The sequence below is a fragment of the Pseudomonas sp. BIOMIG1BAC genome (genome assembly GCF_001705995.2).
GTDB classification, from domain to species: Bacteria; Pseudomonadota; Gammaproteobacteria; order Pseudomonadales; family Pseudomonadaceae; genus Aquipseudomonas; species Aquipseudomonas sessilinigenes.
Genome location: NZ_CP049045.1, coordinates 6,110,511 through 6,132,945, shown reverse-complemented (window position 1 = coordinate 6,132,945; position 22,435 = coordinate 6,110,511). Strand labels below are relative to the sequence as shown.

Annotated in this window: 21 protein-coding genes and 1 pseudogene; 5 read left to right on the top strand and 17 right to left on the bottom strand. The window is 57.3% G+C overall.

Annotated features, from left to right (window positions below; translation table 11 throughout):
* Positions 1-47: 47 nt before the first annotated feature.
* From ATY02_RS28350 to pilM, 11 genes are all read right to left on the bottom strand, one after another.
* A complete protein-coding gene (locus tag ATY02_RS28350; RefSeq protein ID WP_068585359.1) occupies positions 48-2,288 on the bottom strand; it encodes a DEAD/DEAH box helicase in 2,241 nt (746 codons plus the stop codon).
* A gap of 105 nt (positions 2,289-2,393) precedes the next feature.
* Positions 2,394-3,851 (bottom strand): DUF6094 domain-containing protein, encoded by a 1,458-nt coding sequence (locus tag ATY02_RS28345; protein WP_068585361.1) that lies wholly within the window; start codon positions 3,849-3,851, stop codon positions 2,394-2,396.
* A 23-nt stretch (positions 3,852-3,874) separates the two neighbouring features.
* On the bottom strand, positions 3,875-4,474 hold the full coding sequence (locus ATY02_RS28340; RefSeq protein WP_068585365.1) for a hypothetical protein: 600 nt from the start codon (positions 4,472-4,474) through the stop codon (positions 3,875-3,877).
* Between the two features lie 85 nt (positions 4,475-4,559).
* Positions 4,560-5,006: a hypothetical protein gene (locus ATY02_RS36235; protein WP_228022228.1), complete on the bottom strand. Its 447-nt coding sequence runs from the start codon at positions 5,004-5,006 to the stop codon at positions 4,560-4,562.
* A gap of 63 nt (positions 5,007-5,069) precedes the next feature.
* Positions 5,070-5,687, bottom strand: coding sequence for a DUF3275 family protein (locus tag ATY02_RS28325; RefSeq protein WP_068585368.1), 618 nt, complete (start codon positions 5,685-5,687; stop codon positions 5,070-5,072).
* Between the two features lie 107 nt (positions 5,688-5,794).
* Positions 5,795-6,130, bottom strand: a complete 336-nt coding sequence (locus tag ATY02_RS28320; RefSeq protein WP_068585371.1) for a hypothetical protein — start codon at positions 6,128-6,130, stop codon at positions 5,795-5,797.
* Positions 6,131-6,204: 74 nt separating this feature from the next.
* Complete coding sequence (locus ATY02_RS36230; protein WP_228022227.1) at positions 6,205-6,834, bottom strand: hypothetical protein; 630 nt, start codon at positions 6,832-6,834, stop codon at positions 6,205-6,207.
* Positions 6,831-7,334 carry an STY4534 family ICE replication protein gene (locus tag ATY02_RS28310; RefSeq protein WP_083236056.1) on the bottom strand — a complete coding sequence of 168 codons (504 nt, stop codon included), beginning with the start codon at positions 7,332-7,334 and terminating at the stop codon, positions 6,831-6,833. Before ATY02_RS28310 ends, ATY02_RS36230 begins: the two co-directional genes overlap by 4 nt.
* 96 nt (positions 7,335-7,430) lie before the next feature.
* Entirely contained in the window at positions 7,431-7,697 is a 267-nt protein-coding gene (locus ATY02_RS28305; RefSeq protein WP_068585377.1) for a hypothetical protein, read from the bottom strand.
* A gap of 933 nt (positions 7,698-8,630) precedes the next feature.
* Positions 8,631-9,614, bottom strand: a complete 984-nt coding sequence (locus tag ATY02_RS28300) for an Rpn family recombination-promoting nuclease/putative transposase (protein WP_068585380.1) — start codon at positions 9,612-9,614, stop codon at positions 8,631-8,633.
* 1,056 nt (positions 9,615-10,670) lie between these two features.
* Positions 10,671-11,138, bottom strand: coding sequence for a type IV pilus biogenesis protein PilM (gene pilM / locus ATY02_RS28295; protein ID WP_228022226.1), 468 nt, complete (start codon positions 11,136-11,138; stop codon positions 10,671-10,673).
* A 174-nt stretch (positions 11,139-11,312) separates the two neighbouring features.
* Between pilM and ATY02_RS28290 the strand changes: the two genes are divergently transcribed.
* Positions 11,313-12,464 (top strand): site-specific integrase, encoded by a 1,152-nt coding sequence (locus tag ATY02_RS28290; protein WP_068584668.1) that lies wholly within the window; start codon positions 11,313-11,315, stop codon positions 12,462-12,464.
* A gap of 825 nt (positions 12,465-13,289) precedes the next feature.
* Here the strand turns inward: ATY02_RS28290 and istB are convergent.
* From istB to ATY02_RS28265, 5 genes and pseudogenes are all read right to left on the bottom strand, one after another.
* Positions 13,290-14,093, bottom strand: a complete 804-nt coding sequence (gene istB, locus ATY02_RS28285) for an IS21-like element helper ATPase IstB (RefSeq protein ID WP_020300922.1) — start codon at positions 14,091-14,093, stop codon at positions 13,290-13,292.
* A complete protein-coding gene (gene istA, locus ATY02_RS28280; protein ID WP_115284415.1) occupies positions 14,086-15,585 on the bottom strand; it encodes an IS21-like element ISPpu27 family transposase in 1,500 nt (499 codons plus the stop codon). The genes istB and istA overlap by 8 nt, the downstream gene beginning before the upstream one ends.
* A 115-nt stretch (positions 15,586-15,700) precedes the next feature.
* A pseudogene (locus tag ATY02_RS28275) lies at positions 15,701-15,883 on the bottom strand (2-oxo-hepta-3-ene-1,7-dioic acid hydratase); the annotation flags it as partial.
* Complete coding sequence (locus tag ATY02_RS28270) at positions 15,877-16,581, bottom strand: flavin reductase family protein (protein WP_068578606.1); 705 nt, start codon at positions 16,579-16,581, stop codon at positions 15,877-15,879. The pseudogene ATY02_RS28275 and the gene ATY02_RS28270, both read right to left, overlap by 7 nt.
* A gap of 19 nt (positions 16,582-16,600) precedes the next feature.
* Positions 16,601-17,059, bottom strand: a complete 459-nt coding sequence (locus tag ATY02_RS28265) for a VOC family protein (RefSeq protein WP_068578608.1) — start codon at positions 17,057-17,059, stop codon at positions 16,601-16,603.
* Between the two features lie 147 nt (positions 17,060-17,206).
* Here ATY02_RS28265 and ATY02_RS28260 point away from each other — a divergent pair, with 147 nt between their 5' ends.
* From ATY02_RS28260 to ATY02_RS36225, 3 genes are all read left to right on the top strand, one after another.
* Positions 17,207-17,785: a MarR family winged helix-turn-helix transcriptional regulator gene (locus tag ATY02_RS28260; RefSeq protein WP_141698271.1), complete on the top strand. Its 579-nt coding sequence runs from the start codon at positions 17,207-17,209 to the stop codon at positions 17,783-17,785.
* Positions 17,786-17,902: 117 nt separating this feature from the next.
* Positions 17,903-18,616 carry a DKNYY domain-containing protein gene (locus tag ATY02_RS28255; protein ID WP_068578612.1) on the top strand — a complete coding sequence of 238 codons (714 nt, stop codon included), beginning with the start codon at positions 17,903-17,905 and terminating at the stop codon, positions 18,614-18,616.
* Between the two features lie 52 nt (positions 18,617-18,668).
* Positions 18,669-19,430: a hypothetical protein gene (locus ATY02_RS36225; RefSeq protein ID WP_083235666.1), complete on the top strand. Its 762-nt coding sequence runs from the start codon at positions 18,669-18,671 to the stop codon at positions 19,428-19,430.
* Positions 19,431-19,454: 24 nt separating this feature from the next.
* Here ATY02_RS36225 and ATY02_RS28245 read toward each other — a convergent pair whose 3' ends face one another.
* Positions 19,455-20,489, bottom strand: a complete 1,035-nt coding sequence (locus ATY02_RS28245) for a hypothetical protein (RefSeq protein WP_068578613.1) — start codon at positions 20,487-20,489, stop codon at positions 19,455-19,457.
* Between the two features lie 381 nt (positions 20,490-20,870).
* On the opposite strand from ATY02_RS28245, the gene proP reads away from it, so the two are divergent.
* Positions 20,871-22,373 carry a glycine betaine/L-proline transporter ProP gene (proP, locus tag ATY02_RS28240; protein ID WP_068578614.1) on the top strand — a complete coding sequence of 501 codons (1,503 nt, stop codon included), beginning with the start codon at positions 20,871-20,873 and terminating at the stop codon, positions 22,371-22,373.
* Positions 22,374-22,435: the final 62 nt, after the last annotated feature.

Genomic DNA, 22,435 nt, shown 5'->3' with positions numbered 1-22,435 from the left:
ATTTTTTAGCTCACCATGTAAATGGCCACCCGAAGGTGGCCATCAAATCATGTTGCAATCAGTTGCCTTGCGAGTGCCATTTCAACCGAGTCTCCATCCTGGTTCAACGAATCGAGGCCAGATTCTGGAACATCTCCTGACGTGCTTTGAGCCACGGCGATCTTCTTGGCCATCAGCTGCAGGCAGGTAATCTGCGAGCTGCCGGCATAGCCAAAGAAAATTACCCGTACAGGATGTTTCTGCCCAATCCGCCATGACCGTCGAGCTGCCTGTTGTAGGGTGTACACGTTGTACCCCGTCTGCAGGAACGCGATGGTCGGAAAATCGAGCAGATCCAGTCCGGTTTTCACCAACTCCGGATTGGTGATCAGTACGTCGACCCCACGATCTACCTGGTCCAGAATCCAATCCTCACGCCTGGCAGTATCGACTGACGCCCTCAGCACCGCCACCTTCAAACCGGCCTGTTCCAGCAACCGTTTCAGGCGTGAAGTGGTATCACGAGTGCCGCTGTACACGGTATAGGCCAGGACCTTGCGGCCTTTGGCTTTTTCCGTGAGACACAGATCGAGTAGCGCCTGCTCCTTGGGCATGCGTTGTTCATCTGCAAAGATCGACGGCACGAAGGCCAGCGTATCCTTGCTACGTGGGTGTTTTACGATCTCGGGTCGAAAGCAGCAGTCCGGCCAAGCCAACAACACGTTGAGTACGACCCCCAGAAGAGTCGTATCCCGGCGTGCCAGTGCCTGGCGAAGCTCCTGAGTCAGTTTTCCCGCCAATTGTTGATAGGCCAAAGCCTGTTCTGCAGACATGGCGATGTCGATGAACTCTTCCTGGTACGCCGGTAACACGTTGCCACCGATATCTTTGAGTTTCAGAAACACTGTGAATGGCAGTACGAAACGGTGAATGCCTTTTGGGCCAAAGCCTGGGGCTTTTACCGTTCGCACTGAGAGCTTTTTGCCCTTGGCGGTTTTGTGTGACTCGTTATCCCGCTCAGTGTAGATGTCCTTCAACACGCCGTGGTCGCGCATGAACGACATGGCCGCTGGGGCCATGCTGCCACGTGCGTTTGGTCGATAACCGTCCTCGATCATGCGACGGGTAAGGATTCTGAACAAAAGATAAAACAAGTCGTCGGCGTAGCCGCCCATGAGCGTGCCGGTCAGCAACACGCATTTGCGTGCTTTAGCTGCCAGTACGCCCATGGCCTGGCCTTGGGCCGAACCACTGTTTTTATACTCATGTCCTTCGTCCACCACCAGCAGGTCGAAATACCCATCAGGCAAGTAGCGCTTGATGAACTCCGTGGGTTGGTACCCGCCTTCACCAAAACCAAACTCGATGTTGGCCATAGCGCGCTCCATGCGCTTGGCCTGGCGGTCGCTGAAGATGAAGTTGCCTTTAGCATCCATCAAGTTGATGAACTCACTGACATTATCGATCAGCATCGAGGCGAGAAAATCCTCCCCGAAGTCGTTCAATAATCGGTCAGCGCGTACTGGGCCAATGGTCGGAATCCGGCACATTGACTTCAGTATGGTTGCCCGGCGGGTGCCGTTTTCAGCCTTGCCAGGGCGCATCAGCGTCCAGAGTTGGCCGTGGCAGTGAGGACAGCTTCGGCGGCGTTCTTCTTGGTGAAATTCTTCGACGGTGATCCGGTTGCCGTCTGGGTCTTCCAGTAGGCGCCCGCAGTCTGGACAGCTGGCAAGGTGCTGCCCGCCGCCTGAGCGACGAGGCCAGCACACCGAGCGCCAATGAAATCCCATCCGCATGCGCACGCGCCCGAGGATGAAGAACTCTTGCCGTCCATCATGAGGCTCTCCCAGTTGGTCGCGCAGCTTGAGCAACTTGACCAGGGTGTCAGGTCCATTGAGAACCCAGACGCGAGCGTCCGGGATGGTTTCGAGAATCTCCCGCCGCCACTTGTAGACCAGGTGCGGAGGTGAAACGACCATAGTGCGACGATAACCAGCGTTGTGCATGACGGCCGCCACGGCGATGGCCATCATGGTTTTACCGGTGCCCATCTCAGCGTTGATAACCGCCGCCTGCTCGTTTCGATCCAGCAACAAGGCGGCAACGGCTTGCACCACCTCGGCCTGTGCTGGGAATGGCTGACGTTTGAGTCCGTCCATTACCTGCTGGTGGGCTGAGTTAATGAGACCCGTGTAAACCGGGGGATTGGAGTGGTTGAGTGAGTCCAGCAACTCGTCACCGAACTCGTCGATGAACTCGGTCAGGCCGATGGCCAAAGGTGCAAGTGGGGTTTGGGAGAGGTCGTTCATGGGTGTTTCTCCTAAAGGATGAAACAGGGCATGCACGACACCCTGACGGGTATGGTGAATACCCTGAGGGTTGGTTAAGGGAATGCCTTACAGGCTGGTAGTGGGTTAGTAGTCCGATGGCAGCAACAAGGTTGTTACGCTTCGGTCGGCTTCGGTGATGATCCATAGCCGGTTTTCATCCCCGGCGCTGATGTCATAGCTGGAGAACAGACGCTCTCCGGTAGTCAAGGCTCGCTGGTTACTGCTCCAGTCCTCCTGGGGTAACTCCCCCCAGTCGCCGGAAAAGTGCCGGCGCAGGTAGGGTGTAGGGTCCAGAGACCCATGCTCCACCAGATGATGCACAGACTGGGTCAGTACCAAGCTTCCAGGTTCAAAGGTCCCTTGAGTGGCAGTGCTTTCGGTCACCGATACAGCGGGTTCATCAGCTTCAGGCTGTGGATCCGCCGATGAGCTGATGGTGATCACTCGTCCCCGATGGATGGAGTCTGGCGTAATGTCCCATGCCCGAATAATGGGCACGAAACGATCGGTCAGAATCCTTACCTCAGAGACGTTGCCATCCTGGTCCTCGGTGAACTCAGTCTTGCGGACCTTATCTTTGTAAGTGTCGCCCTTGACCGCCAGTACACGACCGGTTTTCGAGGTCACCACGCCTGATATCGCGCCGGCAGCCAACGCTAAAGCCAGGTGCCAACGTGATAACGCGCGTACAGGCGGTCGCGGTTGAACGCCGGTTTGACCGAAGTGCAGGGTAAAGTCGGGCCACATGCCGCGAAGCCGTTTGACCTCATCGCTGAGCTGTGCAGGCTCCAGGCTGATACGGTAGAAGTGTTCCAGGTCAGTGGTGGCTGGCAGAACCCTGTAGGGCTCGAATGGCCAGCTGATTGGCAACACTTCAGCATTTTGTACGCCTGAGCCGATTGCCAGTAGGCGCTCACGTACTTGTGCTATGTCTCGTGGTCGAGCCAGGTCCTGGCGCCGGATACGAATACCGAAGATCACCACCTGTTTGAAGGTCGGATCCGCTGCGCTATAAATCCGCAGTTCAGTGAAGTGATTGCACAACCAACTGCACAGTTCGTCGTCCAGTACATAGTGCGGAACGATGAACACCAGCACCCCGCCGTACTGCAGCAAAGGAAGTGCTCGTTGATAGAACATCTTCTCCAGGCGTCGACGGCCGGAGCCCTGGTACTGCGAAGCGCCAGAGTGATCGGAGACTAGATCGCCGTAAGGTGGGTTGAGCCAGAGTAGACCGAAGGCCTGACGACTGATCATGGTGTCCATGAGGTCGCTGTGCAGCACGCGATCCAGCAGCGTTCTGCAATGCTCGGCACGTTCTTGGTCGTATTCAACCGCGAAAGTGTCTGCGCGGTCCCGCCCAAGAAAATGGGCGGTTTCGGCCAGGGCAACCCCTTCGCCGGCACAAGGATCGAAGATCCGCATCTTGCCGGTTGGGGAGGGTGCCAGTGCTTGCAGTGTCCGCTCCAGTGTCGTTTCGTCGGTAGGGTAATAGCCGTTGCGGGCGAAGTTGCGCGCTAGGCGCGGAAACATCAAAGCCATGATCGGGCTCCTTGGTCAAAGGCTCAAGAATGAGCGTGGGTAGAAAGTTGCCCCTGGCGGATGAGGTCACCCAGAGCGGGTTCAAGCACGTCCAGTTGCAATGACAAGCGCCAGGCCGTGATTGCGCCAAACGTCCCTGGCAGGGGCTGCAACATGTGATGTTGGGTCAGCACGTCCAATACCGGCTCATGCCAATGCGGTAGGAGCGGTAATGGGCAGGTGTCCATGATCAGCGGCCAGAGCCGTTGGTGATGTGAGTGCCCATGCTCAAGAAGGGCATACGCGAAGTGGTTCGCTCGGTCTGGCTGCGCACAGCGTCGGTCAAACAGCCATAGATGAACTAGGCTGCCGAACAGCGTCCCGCGAAATTGCCGGGTCGTGCGTTTTTCCAGCAAGTCGACGTTAGGAAAGACCGGAAGGCTCCGGCCGTCGACGACGATGTGAAAGGTGTCCAAACCGTTCTCGGCAGAACCTAGTGTCAGCCTGGCCAGGAATTCCTGCAGTGCCGTGTCACGGCCCCAGGCGGATAGAAACACTAGGTTGCGTTGTTCATCGCACGCGCAGGCGTCGACGTATAGGTCAGGGCACTCCTTGATCTCAAAGAGTGGGGTAGGGCTGGGCATATGAACCTCCTGAATGGAGGGGATCCCGCCCTGAGAGGCGGTAATGCCCCTCGTGGGTATGTGATGCGTTGCGGGAACTAGGTGTTTAGCGTCTCTGGGCCTGAAGTGCGTGGAGTTTTGTGTTGAGCGCTTCAAGGCGCTCAACCCTCTCTCCTGTGCCTTCTTCATTTCGACAGTAGTCCCAAATGTCTTGTATCTGGTTAGCGACAGCGTCACTTAGATCGTTGATTTCCTCAGAACTGAGCGCGTCGTGGGCTAGGTTAATCATGGGCAAGTGTTGTTTGAACACTTTGTCCCTTGGGTCGAACGAGACGGGTTTTTCTTGAAACAGCGGGCTTTGCCCTACCAGGAATATCTGTCCCAGGTAATGAGGGCGAAGAGCAACCGCGACATCGGCTTGCTCAGCCGTTAGGTCAAGTTCTTCTATGAAAAAGTCCCACATTTCCTCATCGGTGGACACCTCGTTGTTGGCGAGTTGATCCTCGATGTTGTCCAGGATCGCGGTGGTCAGATTATTGAAGATTGGGTTCATGTGATGCTCCGAATATGTGAAGGAGCGCCCATGAGGGAGCCCCTCAAGGGTGGGTTTGGGTGGTTAGATAATGGATAGCGTCCAGACCTGAAGTTTGAAGTCCAGCACATAGCCAAGCTCGCCGAGGCGAGTGCATTGCTGACGTAAGCGCTGCCGGTCAACGGTGGTGTCAAGTTTGACCGCATCGCCCAGTGGCCAGATCGTGCCAAACAGTGCTGCGTCTTGCTCTGCGCTGTTCGTTGAGCTGGGTAATGGCATCCCAAAGGGTGCGTCTTCTGGTGATGACGGTTTGTCGACGTTGCTTACAGCCGCTGTGGCGGTCAGCGTTTTGCGCTGTCGCGCAGGCTTTGTTTGAGTTGAAGACGGCTCTTCATCTATAGGATCAGGCTCGCTTGGTGAGAGCTTGGCAGCGTCCTCCGCCGTCAAGTTGTCTACGTCGTCGAGGCTCATGCTTTCGAGCTTTGCACGAATCTCGACCACAAGCCGACCTGCTGTTGAGTAGTACGAGGGACGGATTTCCGTGATGAGGAAGTCGCCACGGTACTTGCCTTCATCGTACTGATCGAGGAGTGCGTCTTTGATGACGAATTCACCGATTGAGGTTGAAAGCCGTCCGACGTTGAACTCGCCGTTGCGGCCGCTGATGGTTCGGATGGCCAGTTGGCCAGGGATGTTGATCATGAGCAGCTCCACACTGCGTTGGGATATAGCCGCGAAGTCATCGATCGCGACAAAGAAAAAAGCCCGACAGTGTCGGGCTTGGGGTGGTGCAGTGAGTTGAGGAAGGTTTATGGGCAGGAGGTGTGGGTTTCTTCCTTGAGTGAGATGTACAGATAGAAAACACCTGGTGGCGATTCTATGCGGTCAAGTTTTAGGTCCAACCAGACTCGATCAGGGTTGTCGCCGGCAGGCAGCAATCGATAGAGGCCGAAATGGATTTGGGTGCAATCGGGCTGCATATGCAGTTCTCTGTAGGCCTCCAGGACGACATCGCCCAGTCGGCTACTGATAACGGCTGCGTCGTGCGGGTGCTCTATGTGAACAGCTTCTTGCCAGGCCCGCGGAGTTAAAACGACCGGGAGCTTGAGCAGGTCAGACGACAGGAGGCTAGTGGTGTTTTGCATGTTTAACTCCAGGTGTGAGAAACCACCTGGCCCGTCCGGGAAGTGGTTTCCCGGTTAGGTATGTTTACGTTATGTCAGGACCAGCACACGCGGCGTTGTGTCCAAAGGTTGAGTTCAAAAGCTTGTTTCGCGGCATCTACGCTGCGGTAGTATTCTTCGGACTCCCTGGATACGGGTTCAAACCCTTCAATGGTTCCGATGTAATAGCCTGCAGCGCTCTTCAGTATTTGCAGTGGGTACTTGATACCGCATTCGTCGAACGCGAGTTTCCCGTATGCCAAATCCGACGCAGTGAGTGTCGGGTTCGGTGTCTGTAGTTGCATGTCTTCTCCTGCATTAATTAACTCGTGACCAACCGCCACGGCCGAGTTCACTCCTTCATCCCAAGCTTGATAGAGCGCGGGAACGGACTCGAACAGCCCGGGTACGTCTGGAAGGCCGGCGCGGTGCGCGTCGGCGCCTAGAATATGAGCGTCGATCTCAGACTCAAATTTGGTACTTTCATCTCCAAAGATATCTGCCTTTGCATAAGCAACGCGTATATCGAGAGCTTGTGTAAATATCGTGCCCATATTGAGGCGTTCTGTGTTGTGCATCACGGTGAGTCTCCATAGTTTGGAAATCACCATGCCCGGAGGGAGGTGTTCCCTTCGGGTATTGAAAGTGGTGAAAGGCACCCCGGAGGGCGCCTTGATTTCAATCATGCAGATTGACGAAGCTCAGCATCAGGCTGTTGTTGACCATCATCCGAATCACCTGCAGCGTCACCTTCCTGAGATGGAAGGGGCTCAGCAGAGTCTTTCGGTTTGGCTTGATAGACTGTTTCGCCATCTACCTTGATCCAGCCGATAAACAACAGACGTCCCTTGAGGCTTGCGCCAGGTTGGCCTTGTTTATCGCCTTTTTCGTAGGTAAACGAGTCGGCCCAGATGTCACCAATACGGAAGTTCACAAGGACCTTCTTTCCTGCATCAACCGCTGCTTGGCTACGACGAATCAGCTTTTCAGCCTCAGCGCCGACGACATTGCAATCGATGTAGGAGTACTCGGTGTCATCAGATGAACCGCGCAATGCAGCAACGGCGACAGCCATGAATGGCTTGCCTTTGCCGCGAGGTTTCACTTCACGGATACGGTTGAGATAACCAATACCAGTGGTATGCAGGTCGAAGAATTTGGCTTCGTTGGTTTGAGTAGTGCTCATGATGATTCTCCAATTTCGAAATAGCAGAAAGCGGAGAAACACTTCGCCCTTGGGGGAAAGTATTCCCCGCGAGGGTGGGTAGAGCTAAGGTTTTGGTTAGTGCAGCATGAGCTTCACTGCGGTAATAATTACACCGGCAGTAAATGACATCATGACGCCCATACGGATAGTGAGTTTGACCTCGAGCTGAGAAATATCAGTTTTCAACTCAGCGACAAGATCGGTACGAAGGGCTGCGATATCAGATTTGGTAGCCAAACGTGAAAACATGTCGGTCTCCAAAGCTTCAATGACAGCGTTAGCTTTCTGTTCCGGGACGTTAATTGAGATCAACGCTTGGTAGAGAGCCAGTTCGGTTTTCATCAGACCTCCAAAAAATTGAGAGGCCTGCCCTGACGGGGTAGGCCCGTCATGGGTGGGAAAGGTGCTTCCATCGACTAAGTCGACTGATCGCGCTACCGGAAGCTATGGCGATCTTGGGAGTGGATCAATGCGGTAAAACCGCACCGTAGTCCTGCGGATCCAGACTACATGGGCATGTTGCTGACGACGTCAGCGATACATGTGCAGATCATGGAAATACAGTTATCAATTGTCAAGCCCCTTGCTCAAAAACTCTGAGGGAGACCTTCCCAAAGGGAAGGCTCCGTACAGGGGAGAGTGGTACTGATTCAGCAAGCTGCGGTACTCATTGAGCGTGCTGGTGCCTTCGTACGTGGTTTGCGAGCAGGCTTTTCGACCGCTCTTGTGTTGGCTGCATACCAAAGTTTCAGGTCGACGCCTTTACGAGCCATTGCTGGCTGATGATCCATCTCACGCAGGAGGTGATCTGGAACGCAGGGCGGTGGCAGCACTCCCTGTGGGGTGGCTTGCGGGTGGACAGCTGTGCTGGCTACGCGGGGTTTGGTCACCGCACGCAGGAATTCCCGAGTGACAGTGCCCAGTGCGAAACCGAGGCCATAAGTGAGTTTGGACATAGTGAATCTCCTGCAGGTTGAATGCGGAGAAAACACAGGCCCTGTCGGGGAAGTGATTCCCCGCGAGGTGAGTTGCATCAGGTGCTTCTATCGACGTTTGTCGACCGACCGCGCTTCCAGAAGCTCAGCGGTCTTGGGCGGATCAGGCACGGCTTGCGTGTCGCAGTCTTTAAGATCCTGACTGTCTGGGCATGTCGCTAACGACGTTAGCGGTACACGGTTCTAGAATGTCTCGGTGCCAGATTGGCGTCAAGACTCAAAATGAGGCCAGCCCCTGTAGAGGGGCTGGCGAAGGGTACTGCGGCGTCATAGGGTCAGATCAGTGAATGGAGAAAAACTCCTCCAGACTCTGTGCGGTCAATACAGCCTTGCCCCAAGCATCGAGCTGGGCTTGAGAGGCTGTTTCAAGTCGTTGCGTGTGAGCTGGCAGCAAAGCACCGAAGCGCTGTTCAAGCAGATGAGTCAAGAGCTTGATTTGGCCTTCTTGACGGCCTTCTTGAAGACCTTCAAGGCGACCTTGCTGAAGACCTTGCTGTTTCCAGTCGTTGGCCCATTGGCCCATACGTTCTTCCAGCATGGTATTGATCTCCTCTAGGGTCACTGTTTCAGGGATGACATCGTTTGTTGACGAGATTCTGTTTATTATGATACGCCGAATCCAAATGGTAAAGGCGCGTCGAAGGCTGTCATGGGCAGGACTTTGTAGGTGATGGAGCAGTTGATCGACGCTGCGTTGCACATCCTTGGGGTGCTGGCTGTTTTCCAGGCGGACCAGGGTTGTGACCAGATTGTTATCTGGGGGCAGGGGCTGTTTGGCCACTCGTTTTTCGTCGAGCAAAAAATAGCGTAACTGCGGCGAGTAGGCACTAAGTGAGCCTGACGGTGGTGTAATCAACTGGCTGAGGTCCAGGGGCGCAGTCCAGCGACGTTCTCCGTTGTAGATCACAATGGGGAAAATCGATGGAAGGCGGTTACCGGGATCGAGTTGTTGGTGGGCAATCAAGTTCTGATACAGCAGACCGATGTAGGTCATCAGACGCAGGGCCATCCAGTGGTCATTGCGGCTCTGAAATTCGAGCAGAACGTAGAGGTAGATCCATTCGCCATCATTTAGGCGCAAACGCCAGACGACATCATTGGATCGGGTGAGAAGATCTTCGGACACATACTGGCCGTCGACCTTTTCCAGCGTGTTGAAGTTGAGGCGCTTGACCCAGTCCTCAGGTACGAACCCTTGCAGCAGGTCGCGTACCATGTCGGCATGTGAAAAGATCAACTTGTAGGCATTGTCATGCGGTGCCATAGGGTTGTTCCTTGCAGGTTAATGAGCGTCGTCTATTGGCCTGTATGGCAATAGGGCGGCGTTTTCGCTTAAAAAAATGGCCGGTTCAACTGGCTGAGAGTATGGCGGGGCGGTGAGCTCCTTTGACGGGGTCAACGGAAAACACCTGATCCCAAACGGAAGGTGATTTCCGTTGTGGGTGAGGAAGATGCACTCCACCCTCATGAGAGGATGCGTTCGCGCTACCGAGTGCTTGGCGAACTTGGGGCTGATCCGCGCGTTGGACGCGTTGCAATCTGAAGGATCGTGATTGCGGGGCATGTTGCTGACGACGTCAGCGGGACACGTGCTTATCTTCGGGGTACTGAAAAGAGATTGTCAAGCAGGGGGGGGGGTAGGAAGGCGCAATGGCAGGCGGGCAGACGCAAGTATTCAATCGCAGGGAGAAGCGACCAAGAGCAACCGGGTCAGCAGTCACCCTCGGCTGTAGTCAGGAGCGTTACTTAGAAAGAGAAGAGTGCCACCTGTGAGAGGTTGAAGCGTCATCGATCCCTGGGCAGTGATCTGAACGTCTCATTTTCTTCACCTGGCCGATTATCGTGGCTGAGGCCAGCAAACATAAGGCACGCATCCGCGCACAAAAGGAGCCCTGCGTTTCGCCGGCGGGCCACCGGCAGGGAAAAGCAGCTACCAAAGGGTAGCCTGATGATCCTTCGCAAGATCATCAGGCTACCCTTTGTGTGAGCTTTAAAAAGTGTAGGCCACAACACCAGTGTGGCCCTTGGACTACGGTGCTTCGAACCTCAAGAGAACCCTATGTGCCTATGAACTCGCTATTCACGAGTTAGACGGCTGCGTGTCTGGCTTCGAACAGGGAGACACAGGGAGGATCCTCGACCAGGTCCGCACGCCCTTCCCGGAGCTATGCGTGCTTTGGGTTGGTGATGAGGGCAAGCCGCATCACCGGGCGCTACTGATGACCGCCAGTAGCCAACGGGGTGGAAACTTTGTTGCTGGCATTATGTTGATAGCGTCAGGTATATGCAACCCAGCGCCTTCAAGTCGCCTATATTCGGCTTAGTTGACGGCGACGATTGCGCCTTCGGGTACGGCTGGAGGGATGGTAATGCCTGTAGCGCCGCTCACCGGTGAAATCAGTACCCCAGATCGCTTCACTCCCACGACGGTCGACTGGGTCAACTCGACCAGTGTCGAAGGCATGCCAGCGGGCGCGACGCCGTTGAAGTAGGTGTAGGTTGTACCTGCCGTAATGTAGGACGCAACACCCACCGGTTTGACAAACCATGCAGGAAGATTGAGTGCTGAATCGTTAGGTGTTCCGCTGAAGCCCTGGTTGGACTGGGCGAACTCGGCGGCTGCGGATCGGTAAACCAGAAAACTGCGGCTCAGCGAATCCAGTGTCGCGTAGTCAGAAACACGCTGCGTCTGATACTGCGTGTCCGTAAAAAGTCCAGTGGCGATGATCAAAATGGTGAGCACTACCCCATAGAATGTCATGGTCTGCATCTCGTCGTGGTCGAGCATGAGTTTGTCCAGCTTTGCACCTGGGTGTCATGGGGAAATATATAGTTGGTTTCACTTAGATATTGGTCAACGAGTGGCACGACGCCGCCGAATCATCGTTTAGCCTCGGTCATGCAGGGTCGACTCCTGTCAGCTACTTGGCCATGCAGCCCGGGGCCCTGTTGGAGTGTGTAGATGAGCAGTGATTTGACCTTAAGCGAAGGCTTGCAGCGTTATCGCGAGAAGGTTTCCATCCTTAAAAAGGGCTACGTGCAGGAAAGCTACCGCATCGATCAGATCGGCCGATGCAGTCTCGCTCAAAAGCGGTTGCATGAAATCGCCAGTCCGGATATTGCGGCCTACCGTGACCAGAGATTGATCCAGGTGAATCCTAGAACTGGAAAAACAATCTCGGCTGCGACAGTGCGATTGGAAATGTCACTTCTGAGTAACCTGTTCGATGTCGCCCGCATTGAATGGGGAGTTACTGAATTGAATCCGGTCGCGAACGTAAGAAAGCCGAAATCGCCGCCGGGTAGGGACAGGCGGTTGCTACCCCGCGAAGAGAGAAAGATCCTGCGACATTGCCACCAGTACCCAAACCCAGAGCTCTACTCGATCGTAGTTCTCGCTCTTGAGACCGCCATGCGACAAGGTGAAATTTTGAAGCTGACTTGGGAGCACATTAACTTTAAAAGCGGTGTTGCGCATCTGCCAGAGACGAAGAACGGAACCAAGCGAGACGTCCCGCTCAGTCAAAAAGCACGGGACGCACTTGTGCGTTTAGGCCCAAAAACCAAAGGTTTCGTGTTCAGTTACACGTCGAATGGACTGAAATCATCGTGGAGATACATGTTGATCAGGTTGGAGATAGAAGACCTTCATTTTCATGACTTACGTCACGAGGCGTGTTCCAAACTCTTCGAGCTAGGCACCCTCGACGTCATGGAAGTCGCAGCGATCAGTGGTCACAAATCGCTTTCCATGCTCAAGCGCTACACGCATTTACGTGCGGCACGGTTGGTGAAAAAGCTGGAAGGTAATAAGCATCGAGGTCAACAACTGATCATCAAGCATTTGGTGCCGTACCCGGCTCGGGTTATTCCTAGCGAGACAGGCGTTGAGATACAGCTTCTTGATTTCGACGATGTCGTGGGCCGTGGGGTCTGTCACGAGACCGCTCTGCAGAGTGCTCAAGACGCTCTCCTACGCCAGCTGATGTTGTCCATTCGGGACAAGCGCCCGATCCCTCAACCCGATCAATATCTAGACGAAGTCGATGAACTCGACGTGATTATGCTTGATCCGTTGGTGACCAATGACTCTATGCTGTGGAGTGTGGTTTAACACTTTATTAGCGAAGGAGTGTTAGTAGGGATGCAGCCACACGCTCGGTTGGTTCGGCCTTTAGCTAACCGGGCATTGCCAATCCGGTGTGTGGAGGTCGAGCGGAGGTGGTGGGGTTACAGACCTTTGCAACATCAGTGCTGGCGGCGATGTTGCCGATGATGCGACTTGTGCGGCTGTTTGCACGGGGTCAGCACCAGGACAATGGCGGTCAATCGGAGGGTGGGATATGGATAAAGGCGGCGGTGCCGGTCGCACGTCCGGAAAAACACCAAGTCCTTTCTATGGGACTGGTAACTTTATCTCGACTCTTTGTGCAAAGTTTAATTAGTTTCCTTTTTGCCAATCCGGTGTGTGGAAAGGATCCGGCGGCAAAGACCGCTGGGGTGGTTCGTTTTGGACTGCCTCCTGGGCGTCTGGTGGTTGCGCCGGCTCAAATCCATATACCGGCTCCTGCAGTTGCCCCGCTGGATACAACGCGAGCAGCTCGTTCGCCGTCGCAGTTGGCGGCTGCAATCCTTGCGCGGCCTACAGTTGTTATCGACCCGACTAAAATTACGCGTTCCACAAAGCACAAAGCCATAGGGCGGAACCCTATGGCTTTTTGCATTGGATCTGAAAAATCTGAAAGGCCTAAGGCTTACTGCAGGAGTAGTGTCGGCGCTGATTGAAAACTGACCCACCCTGCCGATTGAAAATTGACCCAGGGCGGATTGCTGATTTTGGCATCAGCAATTGTGGATAAGCTTAGCAGTCGTGTCCCGGTGGAAGAGGCATTAAGCCCCCACCGCATGTGGGCATGCGGCAGGGTATTTTTGGTGCGGATCAAAACAGCTCATCGTCCTCGGCACCATCATTGTCTTTGCGCTTTCGTTCACGTGACATGATCTTCGTCTGGGCGACCAAGCTGCTGTGTTGCAGGCGGTAGGACTCGTTGCCCGTTTCGACGATGTGGCAGTGGTGTGTCAGCCGATCCAGCAACGCCGTTGTCATCTTGGCGTCACCAAACACGCTCGACCATTCCGAGAAGCTGAGGTTGGTGGTGATCACCACGCTGGTGTGCTCGTACAGCTTGGACAGCAGGTGAAATAACAGGGCACCACCGCTCTGGCTGAAGGGCAAATACCCCAGTTCATCGAGTATCACCAGGTCTGTTCGTAGCAGCCCTTGAGCGATGCGGCCCGTCTTGCCGTCGTACTTTTCGCGTTCCAGCAGATTGACCAGATCCACCGTGGAGTAGAAGCGCACGCGTTTGTGATGCGTCGTGATCCCGGACACAGCCAAGGCGGTGGCGAGGTGTGTTTTGCCTGTTCCAGGCCCGCCGATGAACACGACATTCTGCGCGGTATCGGTGAACTCCAGGTTGGACAGATCCCTGATCAGGCGGGCATCTGCGCTGGAAGCGCTGAAGTCGAAGCCGGCCAAATCACGATGCATGGGGAGTTTGGCCATGTTCATCTGGTGGTTCACTGAGCGCACCGCTCGATCCGCATGTTCTTGTTGGAGAAGATGCTCAAGTAGCCATTTCGAGGATGCCGTCGAAGCTTCTCCTTGCGAGGCTAGTTCTTCCCAGGCGCTGGCCATGCCATGCAGACGCAGTTCTTTGAGTTCCGCCATAAGATCACGCATTGCGAGTCTCCTCATCGGTGGTACGGAGCCGGTCGTAGCGTGCCGTATTGGCGACAGGCGCTATCTTGAGTTGAAGGCTGGTTTCGGCGGACGGAGGGGCTGCTGTCGATGTCAGTCGAGCCAGGACATTCAGGATGTGCTCAGCACTCAAGCTGCCTGATTCAAGTACCAACTCCACAGCCACCAATATGGCGTCGAGCCCGGCGATGGGAACAGCCGCCAGTACCTGCGTCATGACTCGATCACCATTGGCGTGACGCCTCAGACCGCGTTTTAGCAGCTGCAACGGCTTCGGCAGATCAGCAAACGGAGCGCCATTGCGCAGCGCTCCAGGCTTGCGCTCGATAAGCGGGATGTAATGCTGCCAGTCAAAACTGACCTGATCTCGATCAAACAGACGCTCGTGGCTGGCAATCGTCGTTTCATCGGCGATGACCACCACCCGGGAAGGATACAAACGGCTGCTGACCCACTGGCCGACCCGCTCACACGGCACCGAATAGCGATTTCGCGCCACGCTGATCAGGCAGGTGCTGGAGACCCGTACGGTGCGCTCGACGTAGCCATCAAAGGCAGTCGGCATCGGCATCAATTCAGCGCGTTCCAGCTCCAGGACGTCCGCCACGGTCAGCCCGTTGTACTGCGGGTGCAGCAGTTCGCCCCAGAGCGCACGGCAGCGTTGGCCGAGCCAGGCATTCAATTCCTCGAAGGTGTGGAACATGCAGTTTTGAGCATCGAGCCAGATGCGCCGTCGGCTGTCTTGGACGTTCTTTTCAACGATGCCTTTTTCCCAGCCGGAAGCGACGTTGCAGAAGTCCGGGTCGAACAGGTAGTGCGCACACATCACGGCAAACCGAGCATTGACCGTGCGGCCCTTACCCTTGTTGACCTTGTCGACAGCGGTCTTCATGTTGTCGTAGATGCCGCGACGCGGCACCCCACCTAACGCGCCAAACGAGCGGGTATGGGCATCGAACAACATCTCGTGGCCTTGGCTGGGATACGCAACCAACCAAAATGCGCGACTGGCGCACAGCTTCATATGGGAGACCTGGATGCGTCGGAACAGGCCGCCGATCAGCAGACCTTCTTCGCTCCAGTCGAATTGAAAGGCCTCCCCGAGTGCAAAGGTCAGCGGCACAAAGGCTCGTAAAGACTTGCCTTGCTCGCCGCGCCACGAGCGTATAAAGGCGGTGAGTTGGCTGTAGCCGCCGTCGTACCCCTCGGCCTTGATCTGTTCGAAGAGTGCTTTGGCACTCCTGCGGTTGTGCTTTGCCCGAAACGAATCGGCCTTGAGCGCCTGCTCCAGCGTCTCGTGAAATGGACTGAGTTTGTTGAAGGTTGCGCACCGTTGGTACGCCGGCTGGGTGGCTTCGGGTGCTCTGACCCATTTTCGAATGGTGTTTCTCGACAGTCCGGTACGCTTGGCTATCTGATGCAGCGAGAGCTTGTCGCGGAAGTACATCCGCCGGATTTTTCCCAACATTTCCATGCTGATCACCCTGTGTTCTCCTGCTCGAAAAGTGAGCAGAAGCAGTTGAACACCTGGGTCAGTTTTCAGTCGGCAGAACAGCCTTTACTGGGTCAGTTTTCGGTCAGCGGCAACACTTGTGCCCGATGATCCTCCGGCCACGACCCAGTTTCGTCTCGACCCAGGCACGCTGGATGGCGTAGGCATCGGCGATGGTCATGTCCGGATGGGTGAGGGAGAGCTGGCGAATCTGTTCGCGCGAGCGTTCGGCGGCATCCAGGCGATTGGCGCATTCCTGTATTTCATGGGCATTCAGCATCGTTCTTTTGCGCCTGTTTGCGAGGTGGAGGGCTCCCGCCATGCCAGCAGTTCCTGCTCGCGGCCCTGGGCCTTCAAGGACTGCCAGGCTTGTGGCGTTGGAGTCGGCATCTGGAAATCCGCAGACACTTCGCAGTACCAGCCGGGACTGTGCAGCCGGCCGATCAGGGCCATGGAGGTCGGGTCGATGAACATGCGGGTCACGTCGACGATCGCTTCCTCGCACAGGTGCGTACCGACGATGTCGGCGAGGATGAAGGTGCGCACGCCGTCGATGTCGATCAGTTGGCGAACACGGCACTCCATCGAGCAAGGGCTCGAGGCGATGCGTGGAACGCTCACTTGCTGGCCGGGCAGCATCTGCAGGCCGGCCTCGAGGGCCTCGTTGACCTGAGCATCGAAATCGATGGAGGTGACGGTCATGCGCCCGGCCATCGGGGCCGAGACCAGGTTAACCACGAACTCTCCACGCTCGATGATGTTGCGCGCGGTGTCCTTGGGTTCTCCCGAGCGCGAGCCGATGCACAGGCACAGCAGCGGTGGGTCTCCCGACATCACGTTGAAAAAGGAAAACGGCGCGACATTGACCGCCCCCGATCCATCGCAGGAACTGACCCAGGCGATGGGGCGAGGGATCACGGTGGAATGCACCAGGTTGCTGCGCTGCTCCGGGCTCAGCGCCTTCATATCAAAATACATGGCTATGTCCTGAACGGTTTCAACGATTGGCGGTGGGGGGCTTGTCCTGGTTGGCCGAGTCGACGCCAGGGCGCCGCTCGCTGGCCTGGTGCAACTCGATCAGGTTGCCGGCCGGATCGCGCAGGAACAGCTGTTTCAAGGAGGGCGAGGCCACATTGTCGAGGGTGAAGTACTCGATACCCCGCTCCACGAGCACCTTCTCGGCTGCCAGCACATCCTCCACCGCAAGCGCGAAGTGGTTGGAGACCGGGTCCTGGTCAGGGCGCTTGGCGTATTGCGAAACGCCATCGCACCCGAGGATGTGCAACTGGGTGCCATTGGGCAGGTTGAACCACGAGCCGTAGATACCCGGGATCTTCCAGCGGGCCGGGTCCTGGGGCAGTGAAAGGACATCACGGTAGAAGTCCAGCATGGCATCGGCCTGGGCGTTGTTCACGCCGAAGCCTACGTGGTGAAGCTCAACAACTTTCACGGACATTGCGTTTTCCTTGTTGGTTTGCACGCGCTGGCCCCGGGAAGGGGCGTGATAGCAATATCGAAATATAATACGTGTTGCGTACTATACGGATAAAATACTATTTCCCCTTGGTATGATTGGCAACCTCCTCATTGACCCATGTCGCCCATGTCCCGCTCAAAACCACCTGCATCCAAGCCTGTCACCAGTCCCGAGCAAGGCTCCGGAAAATCTTTCGCCGCATCCGCCGCGACCCGTCCACACCTCGCCCTGATGCGCGATACCGCCGAAGGCGCGACCGATCGATCCCGGGCCGGATTGGGCCTGCTGATGCTCTGGCTGTGCGATGACATCGAGCAACGCGCCAATGCCAGCCTGGCGCCGTTCGGGCTATCGGAAAGCAAGTTCGACCTGCTGATGTTCTTCGGCCTGGCCGAGCGGGGCCTGATAGAAAGCCAGGCGGTTACGCCGTCCTACATCGCCGATTACTTTGGCGTGACCCGTTCGACGGTGACTGGCCTGCTGGATTGGCTGGAGAAGCGCGACCTGCTCAGGCGTCGCTTGAGTACCGAGGACCGGCGCAGCTTCGCCCTGGAGTTGACCGAGCAGGGGCGTGAGTTACTGGAGCGGTCCTTGCCGGTGTTCTGGGGGATGTGCGAATCCCTGACCAGCAGCCTGGACGAGGATGAATGCGCGCTGCTGCAAAAGGTTCTTGGCAAGCTCTGGGTGCAGTTGAAAGCGGATTGAGATCAGGCACCCGCAAGGCTGTAGGGCCATCCGCATTCGCCTGCGCCTGCCTAGCGCTGGCAACCCCGAGGGCAGATGGCGTAGCCTCGCCCTCATTTCGCACCAGGGATCGCTTCGATGACATGGAAAAAGCTGGCCGCACTACCCGAGCATCAATTCGTCGGTGCCTACGGGATCGAATACTGGGCCATCCGCGAGGGCAAGGTCTGGCATCAAGGGCGCAAGTTGGCGGCCGCTGATCCGCAGACATTCGAGTTCTGCGAGGAGCAGTATTTCCTGGGCCGGGATGCTTCCTGCATTTACCACGCCTGGAGCCGTTTGCCGAAAATAGACCGCGACAGCTTTCGCCGAGTCGGCCTGTATTGGCTGGACCGGCAGCATGTCTACTTCGAATATGAAACCTCGTTCAAGGCCCTGCGGGACGTCGATCCCGGCAGCTTTCGCCATGTGGGCGGCAGTTACGGCGCCGACGACCACAGCGCCTGGTACTACGGCCGGAAGATGAGCGGCAACCCACGGTGCATGGACTTGCGGGTCATTGCCGAGAACGACCTGTATGCCTGTGATGGCGAGGCCGTCTACTACGATGGCAAGCCGCTCAAGGGCGTGCTCGCCGCACAATGGCGAATCCTCACCGAGGAGTTTTCGGGTGATGGCAAGAACCTCTATTTCGCCGAGAGAAAACTGGCGCGGGCCGACTTTGCGACCTGGCGGCATGTTCATGGCGCCTGGTCGAAAGACCAGCACCGGGTCTTCCACATGAATCTTGTGATGAAGGACTTGGCGCCCGAGGGCTTCGATGAAACCCAGGCCAGGCACCTGTCCAGATGATGGTGCCTGCACTCCAGGCCCTGCGCCCATACCCGCCAGGATGATCCGCCGTATGTCCAGCACCGACCAGGACCACCTCCCTGACCCCATGCCGGGCGAGGTCGCAGAGTTCATTGCCGCTGCCATCGTCACCGGCGACCTCGAGTTGCCGGATAGCTATCCGACGCTAGACGAGTGGGCGCGCTTCCAGATCGGCTATCGCTCCCATGGCCTGACCGGCGAAAGCCTTGTCGCCTCTAGCTGCGGCGCCTGGCAGCCGGGCTGGTACGTGATCGCCAGGAACTACTTCGACGATCCGTTTTTCATCGATATCCATGAGCAGGCCGCGGGCTTTCCCGTGTACTTTGCCCGGCATGGAGCGGGTCGTTGGGAGGCGACGATGATCGCCCCCAGCCTCCAGGGTTTCGCCCAGTTGTTGTCGGCATTGCACGATCTGGCCCCGGCAAGTCCGCAAGCCCTGCACTTGATCGAGAATGAAACCGACCTGGCCCTTGAGCTGTGGCGCGAAGTCCATCGGCAACGCAGCGAGTGCGACCAGCCAGCAGAGCCGGACGTCGAGCAGCCAGTGCTGGACCAGAGCCTCTACCAATGCGGCCAATTGCTCATCACCGGCATCGGCCCGCAGAAGATCAAGGTGGTGAAGATTTTCCGCGCCGCGCTCGATGTACCCCTGGCACAGGCCCTGGCATTGGCGCAGCTGGACGAAATCCTGGTCGGCAGTGGCTTGCGCATACGCCTGCTGGCGCTGCAGGAGCAACTGCAGGCCGCAGGGGCAACGGTGGAGTTCCGGCCCGATGGCGAGCCGGTTCCCTAGGCCGGGTGCGGTGCGGCGACGGGTCTACTTGCCTGGTTTCTTAAGGCTGACTGGCAGGCCCCACACCAGGTCCTCCATGCCTTTCTCACCCAGTACCTGGGTCTTCATCGGCTGGATGCGCGCCAGCACCTGGCGGCCTGTCTCGGAGAGTTTCGGTTGCTCGTGATCGATGAACTTCTGCGTAAACTCCATGGGCGCGGGTCGCATGTAGACCTGGATGTCCCGCAGGGCGCACTTGATGTTTTGCGTGTCCACGGCCTTGCAGGTTTTCGGGTCGTAGTGCACGCCCGGAGTCTTCAGGTGGAAGCGGTCGCTGAGCAGGATCTGGCCCGGCTTGATGGTGAAGGCCAGCGGGGCATAGGCGTCGGGTATCTGCGCTTGCAGTTTGATGGACTGGACGTCCTGGATCTTCGTGCCTTCGGTCCAACCGCCCTGGGAGACCTGCTCGCGCTGGGTGTAGTTCTGTTGTGACCAGCTCACGCATTGGCCGGACGCCATGTGCACGGCGCTGCAGACGTTCTGGGAGTAGGTCCTGTCGGCATAGGAGGCATCACGCCAATACTCTTCCTTGACGAACCGGCGATACAGCACGGCGGACAGGTTCACCGCGCCCAAGGGCGTGGCCCCCGGCTGGCCCTTGGGCGCCTTGATGTCGGCCAGGGTGCTGTCGATCTTGTAGTCGATCCCGCCGGACAACAGGTAGGTCCCCGGCGGGATGATGTTGACCTCGAGGAAGTCCCACAGGTAGACGGCGTCCTTGATCTTCTCCAGGTCGTTGTTGGCGAAGGCCTGCATGTAGGCGATGCCGGGCATGTCCTTGTTCTTGAAGATGACCCGGTGCGAATAGCTGGAAAGATCGGTCACGCTCTTGTTGGGCATCAGCGTCGGCACCAGCACCACGGACATGCCTTCGCGGGTGGCCTGGTCGAGCATGTCCAGCAGTTGGCTGGTAGGGTTCTTTTGCGCGGGGCTGGCAGGGCCGCCAATCGATGCGCAGGCGGCCAACAAGCTGGCGGGGGCCAGGATCGCCAAGGAACGCAGGCTTTTTAGAGTTTTCATTGGATGTCCTTATCGGCACGAGGCCATGACTGGGTACTGGGGTTGCGGCGACCGAAATTAGTGGATGGGCAGCACCGGGAGTTCCAGCCTGCCGTCGACTGGGTCACTGTCGAACAGCCTGATCGGCGTTTTCAATAGCACTAAAGCCCTAGGGATGGAAAGCGCAAGGCGCTCTTGTCGTACGGTGTGCCAGCAGGCGCCAGGGGACGAACAAATCGCCAATTGCCATGAACAGTGAATTTTTTCGGATTCCTGGCTATCTGATGGCATGGAGCCCCGGCCGGTAGAACACTGGTCATCTCGCTGTCCGCTCGTACCTGCCACCATCCGGGCCCGGGGCAAAGGTATGCATGAGCACAGTCCAGCCATAGGGAAACTGCTATGAAGTCGCGCAAGAAAAGGGTCAAGCCGATCGGCTTGAAGGACATCACCATCGTCGACGACGCCAAGATGCGCAAGGCGATCACCGCCGCCGCGCTGGGCAATGCCATGGAGTGGTTCGACTTTGGTGTCTATGGTTTCGTCGCCTATGCGCTGGGCAAGGTGTTTTTCCCCAATGCCAGCCCCAGCGTGCAGATGATCGCTGCCCTGGCGACCTTCTCCGTGCCCTTCCTGATCCGCCCCCTGGGCGGGTTGTTCTTCGGGGTCCTGGGCGACCGCTACGGACGGCAGAAGGTCCTGGCGGCGACCATCGTGATCATGTCCCTGAGCACCTTCGCCATCGGCCTGATCCCGTCCTATGCCTCGATCGGCATCTGGGCGCCGATCCTGTTGTTGCTGGCCAAGATGGCCCAGGGCTTTTCCGTGGGCGGGGAGTACACCGGCGCCTCGATCTTCGTCGCCGAATACGCCCCGGACCGCAAGCGCGGGTTCCTCGGCAGCTGGCTGGACTTCGGCTCGATCGCCGGCTTCGTCCTCGGCGCGGGTCTGGTGGTACTGATCTCCACCATCCTGGGTGAAGAGAAGTTCCTCGAATGGGGCTGGCGCCTGCCGTTCTTCCTGGCCTTGCCGCTGGGCCTCATTGGCCTCTACCTGCGCCATGCCCTGGAGGAGACCCCGGCCTTCCAGCAGCATGTCGAGAAGCTCGAGCAAGGTGACCGCGAAGGCCTGGCTTCGGGCCCGGCGGTGTCGTTCAAGGAAGTGGCAACCCAGCACTGGCGCAGCCTGGTGACCTGTGTCGGCGTGGTGGTGGCGACCAACGTCACCTACTACATGCTGCTGACCTACATGCCCAGCTACCTGTCGCACAACCTGCACTACAGCGAAGACCACGGGGTGCTGATCATTATCGCGATCATGGTCGGCATGCTGTTCGTGCAACCGCTGATCGGCTTCATGAGCGACAAGGTCGGGCGCCGGCCCTTCATCATCTTCGGCAGCGTCGGCCTGTTCGTGCTGGCCATCCCGGCTTTCATGCTGATCAACAGCGGGGTACTGGGGGTGATCTTCGCCGGCCTGTTGATCCTGGCCGTGTTGCTCAACTTCTTCATCGGCGTGATGGCCTCCACGTTGCCGGCGATGTTCCCCACGCGCATCCGCTACAGCGCCCTGGCCAGCGCCTTCAACATCTCGGTGCTGATCGCCGGCCTGACCCCGACGATCGCCGCCTGGCTGGTGGAAACCACCGAGAACCTGTACATGCCGGCCTACTACCTGATGGTGATCGCGGTGATCGGCTTGATCACCGGTATTTCCATGCGCGAGACGGCCAACAAGCCATTGCGTGGCGCGGCCCCGGCGGCGGCCGATATCGAGGAGGCCCGGGAGTTGCTCCAGGAGCACCACGACAACATCGAGCAGAAGATCGAAGACATCGATACGCAGATCGCCGAGCTCGAGGCCAAGCGCAAGAACCTGGTGCAGCAGCACCCGCGGATCGACTAGGACCTGGGGCCCGGCTCGGCGCCGGGCCCACGACTGGACGTCGCGGCCCAGGAGAGTGGCAG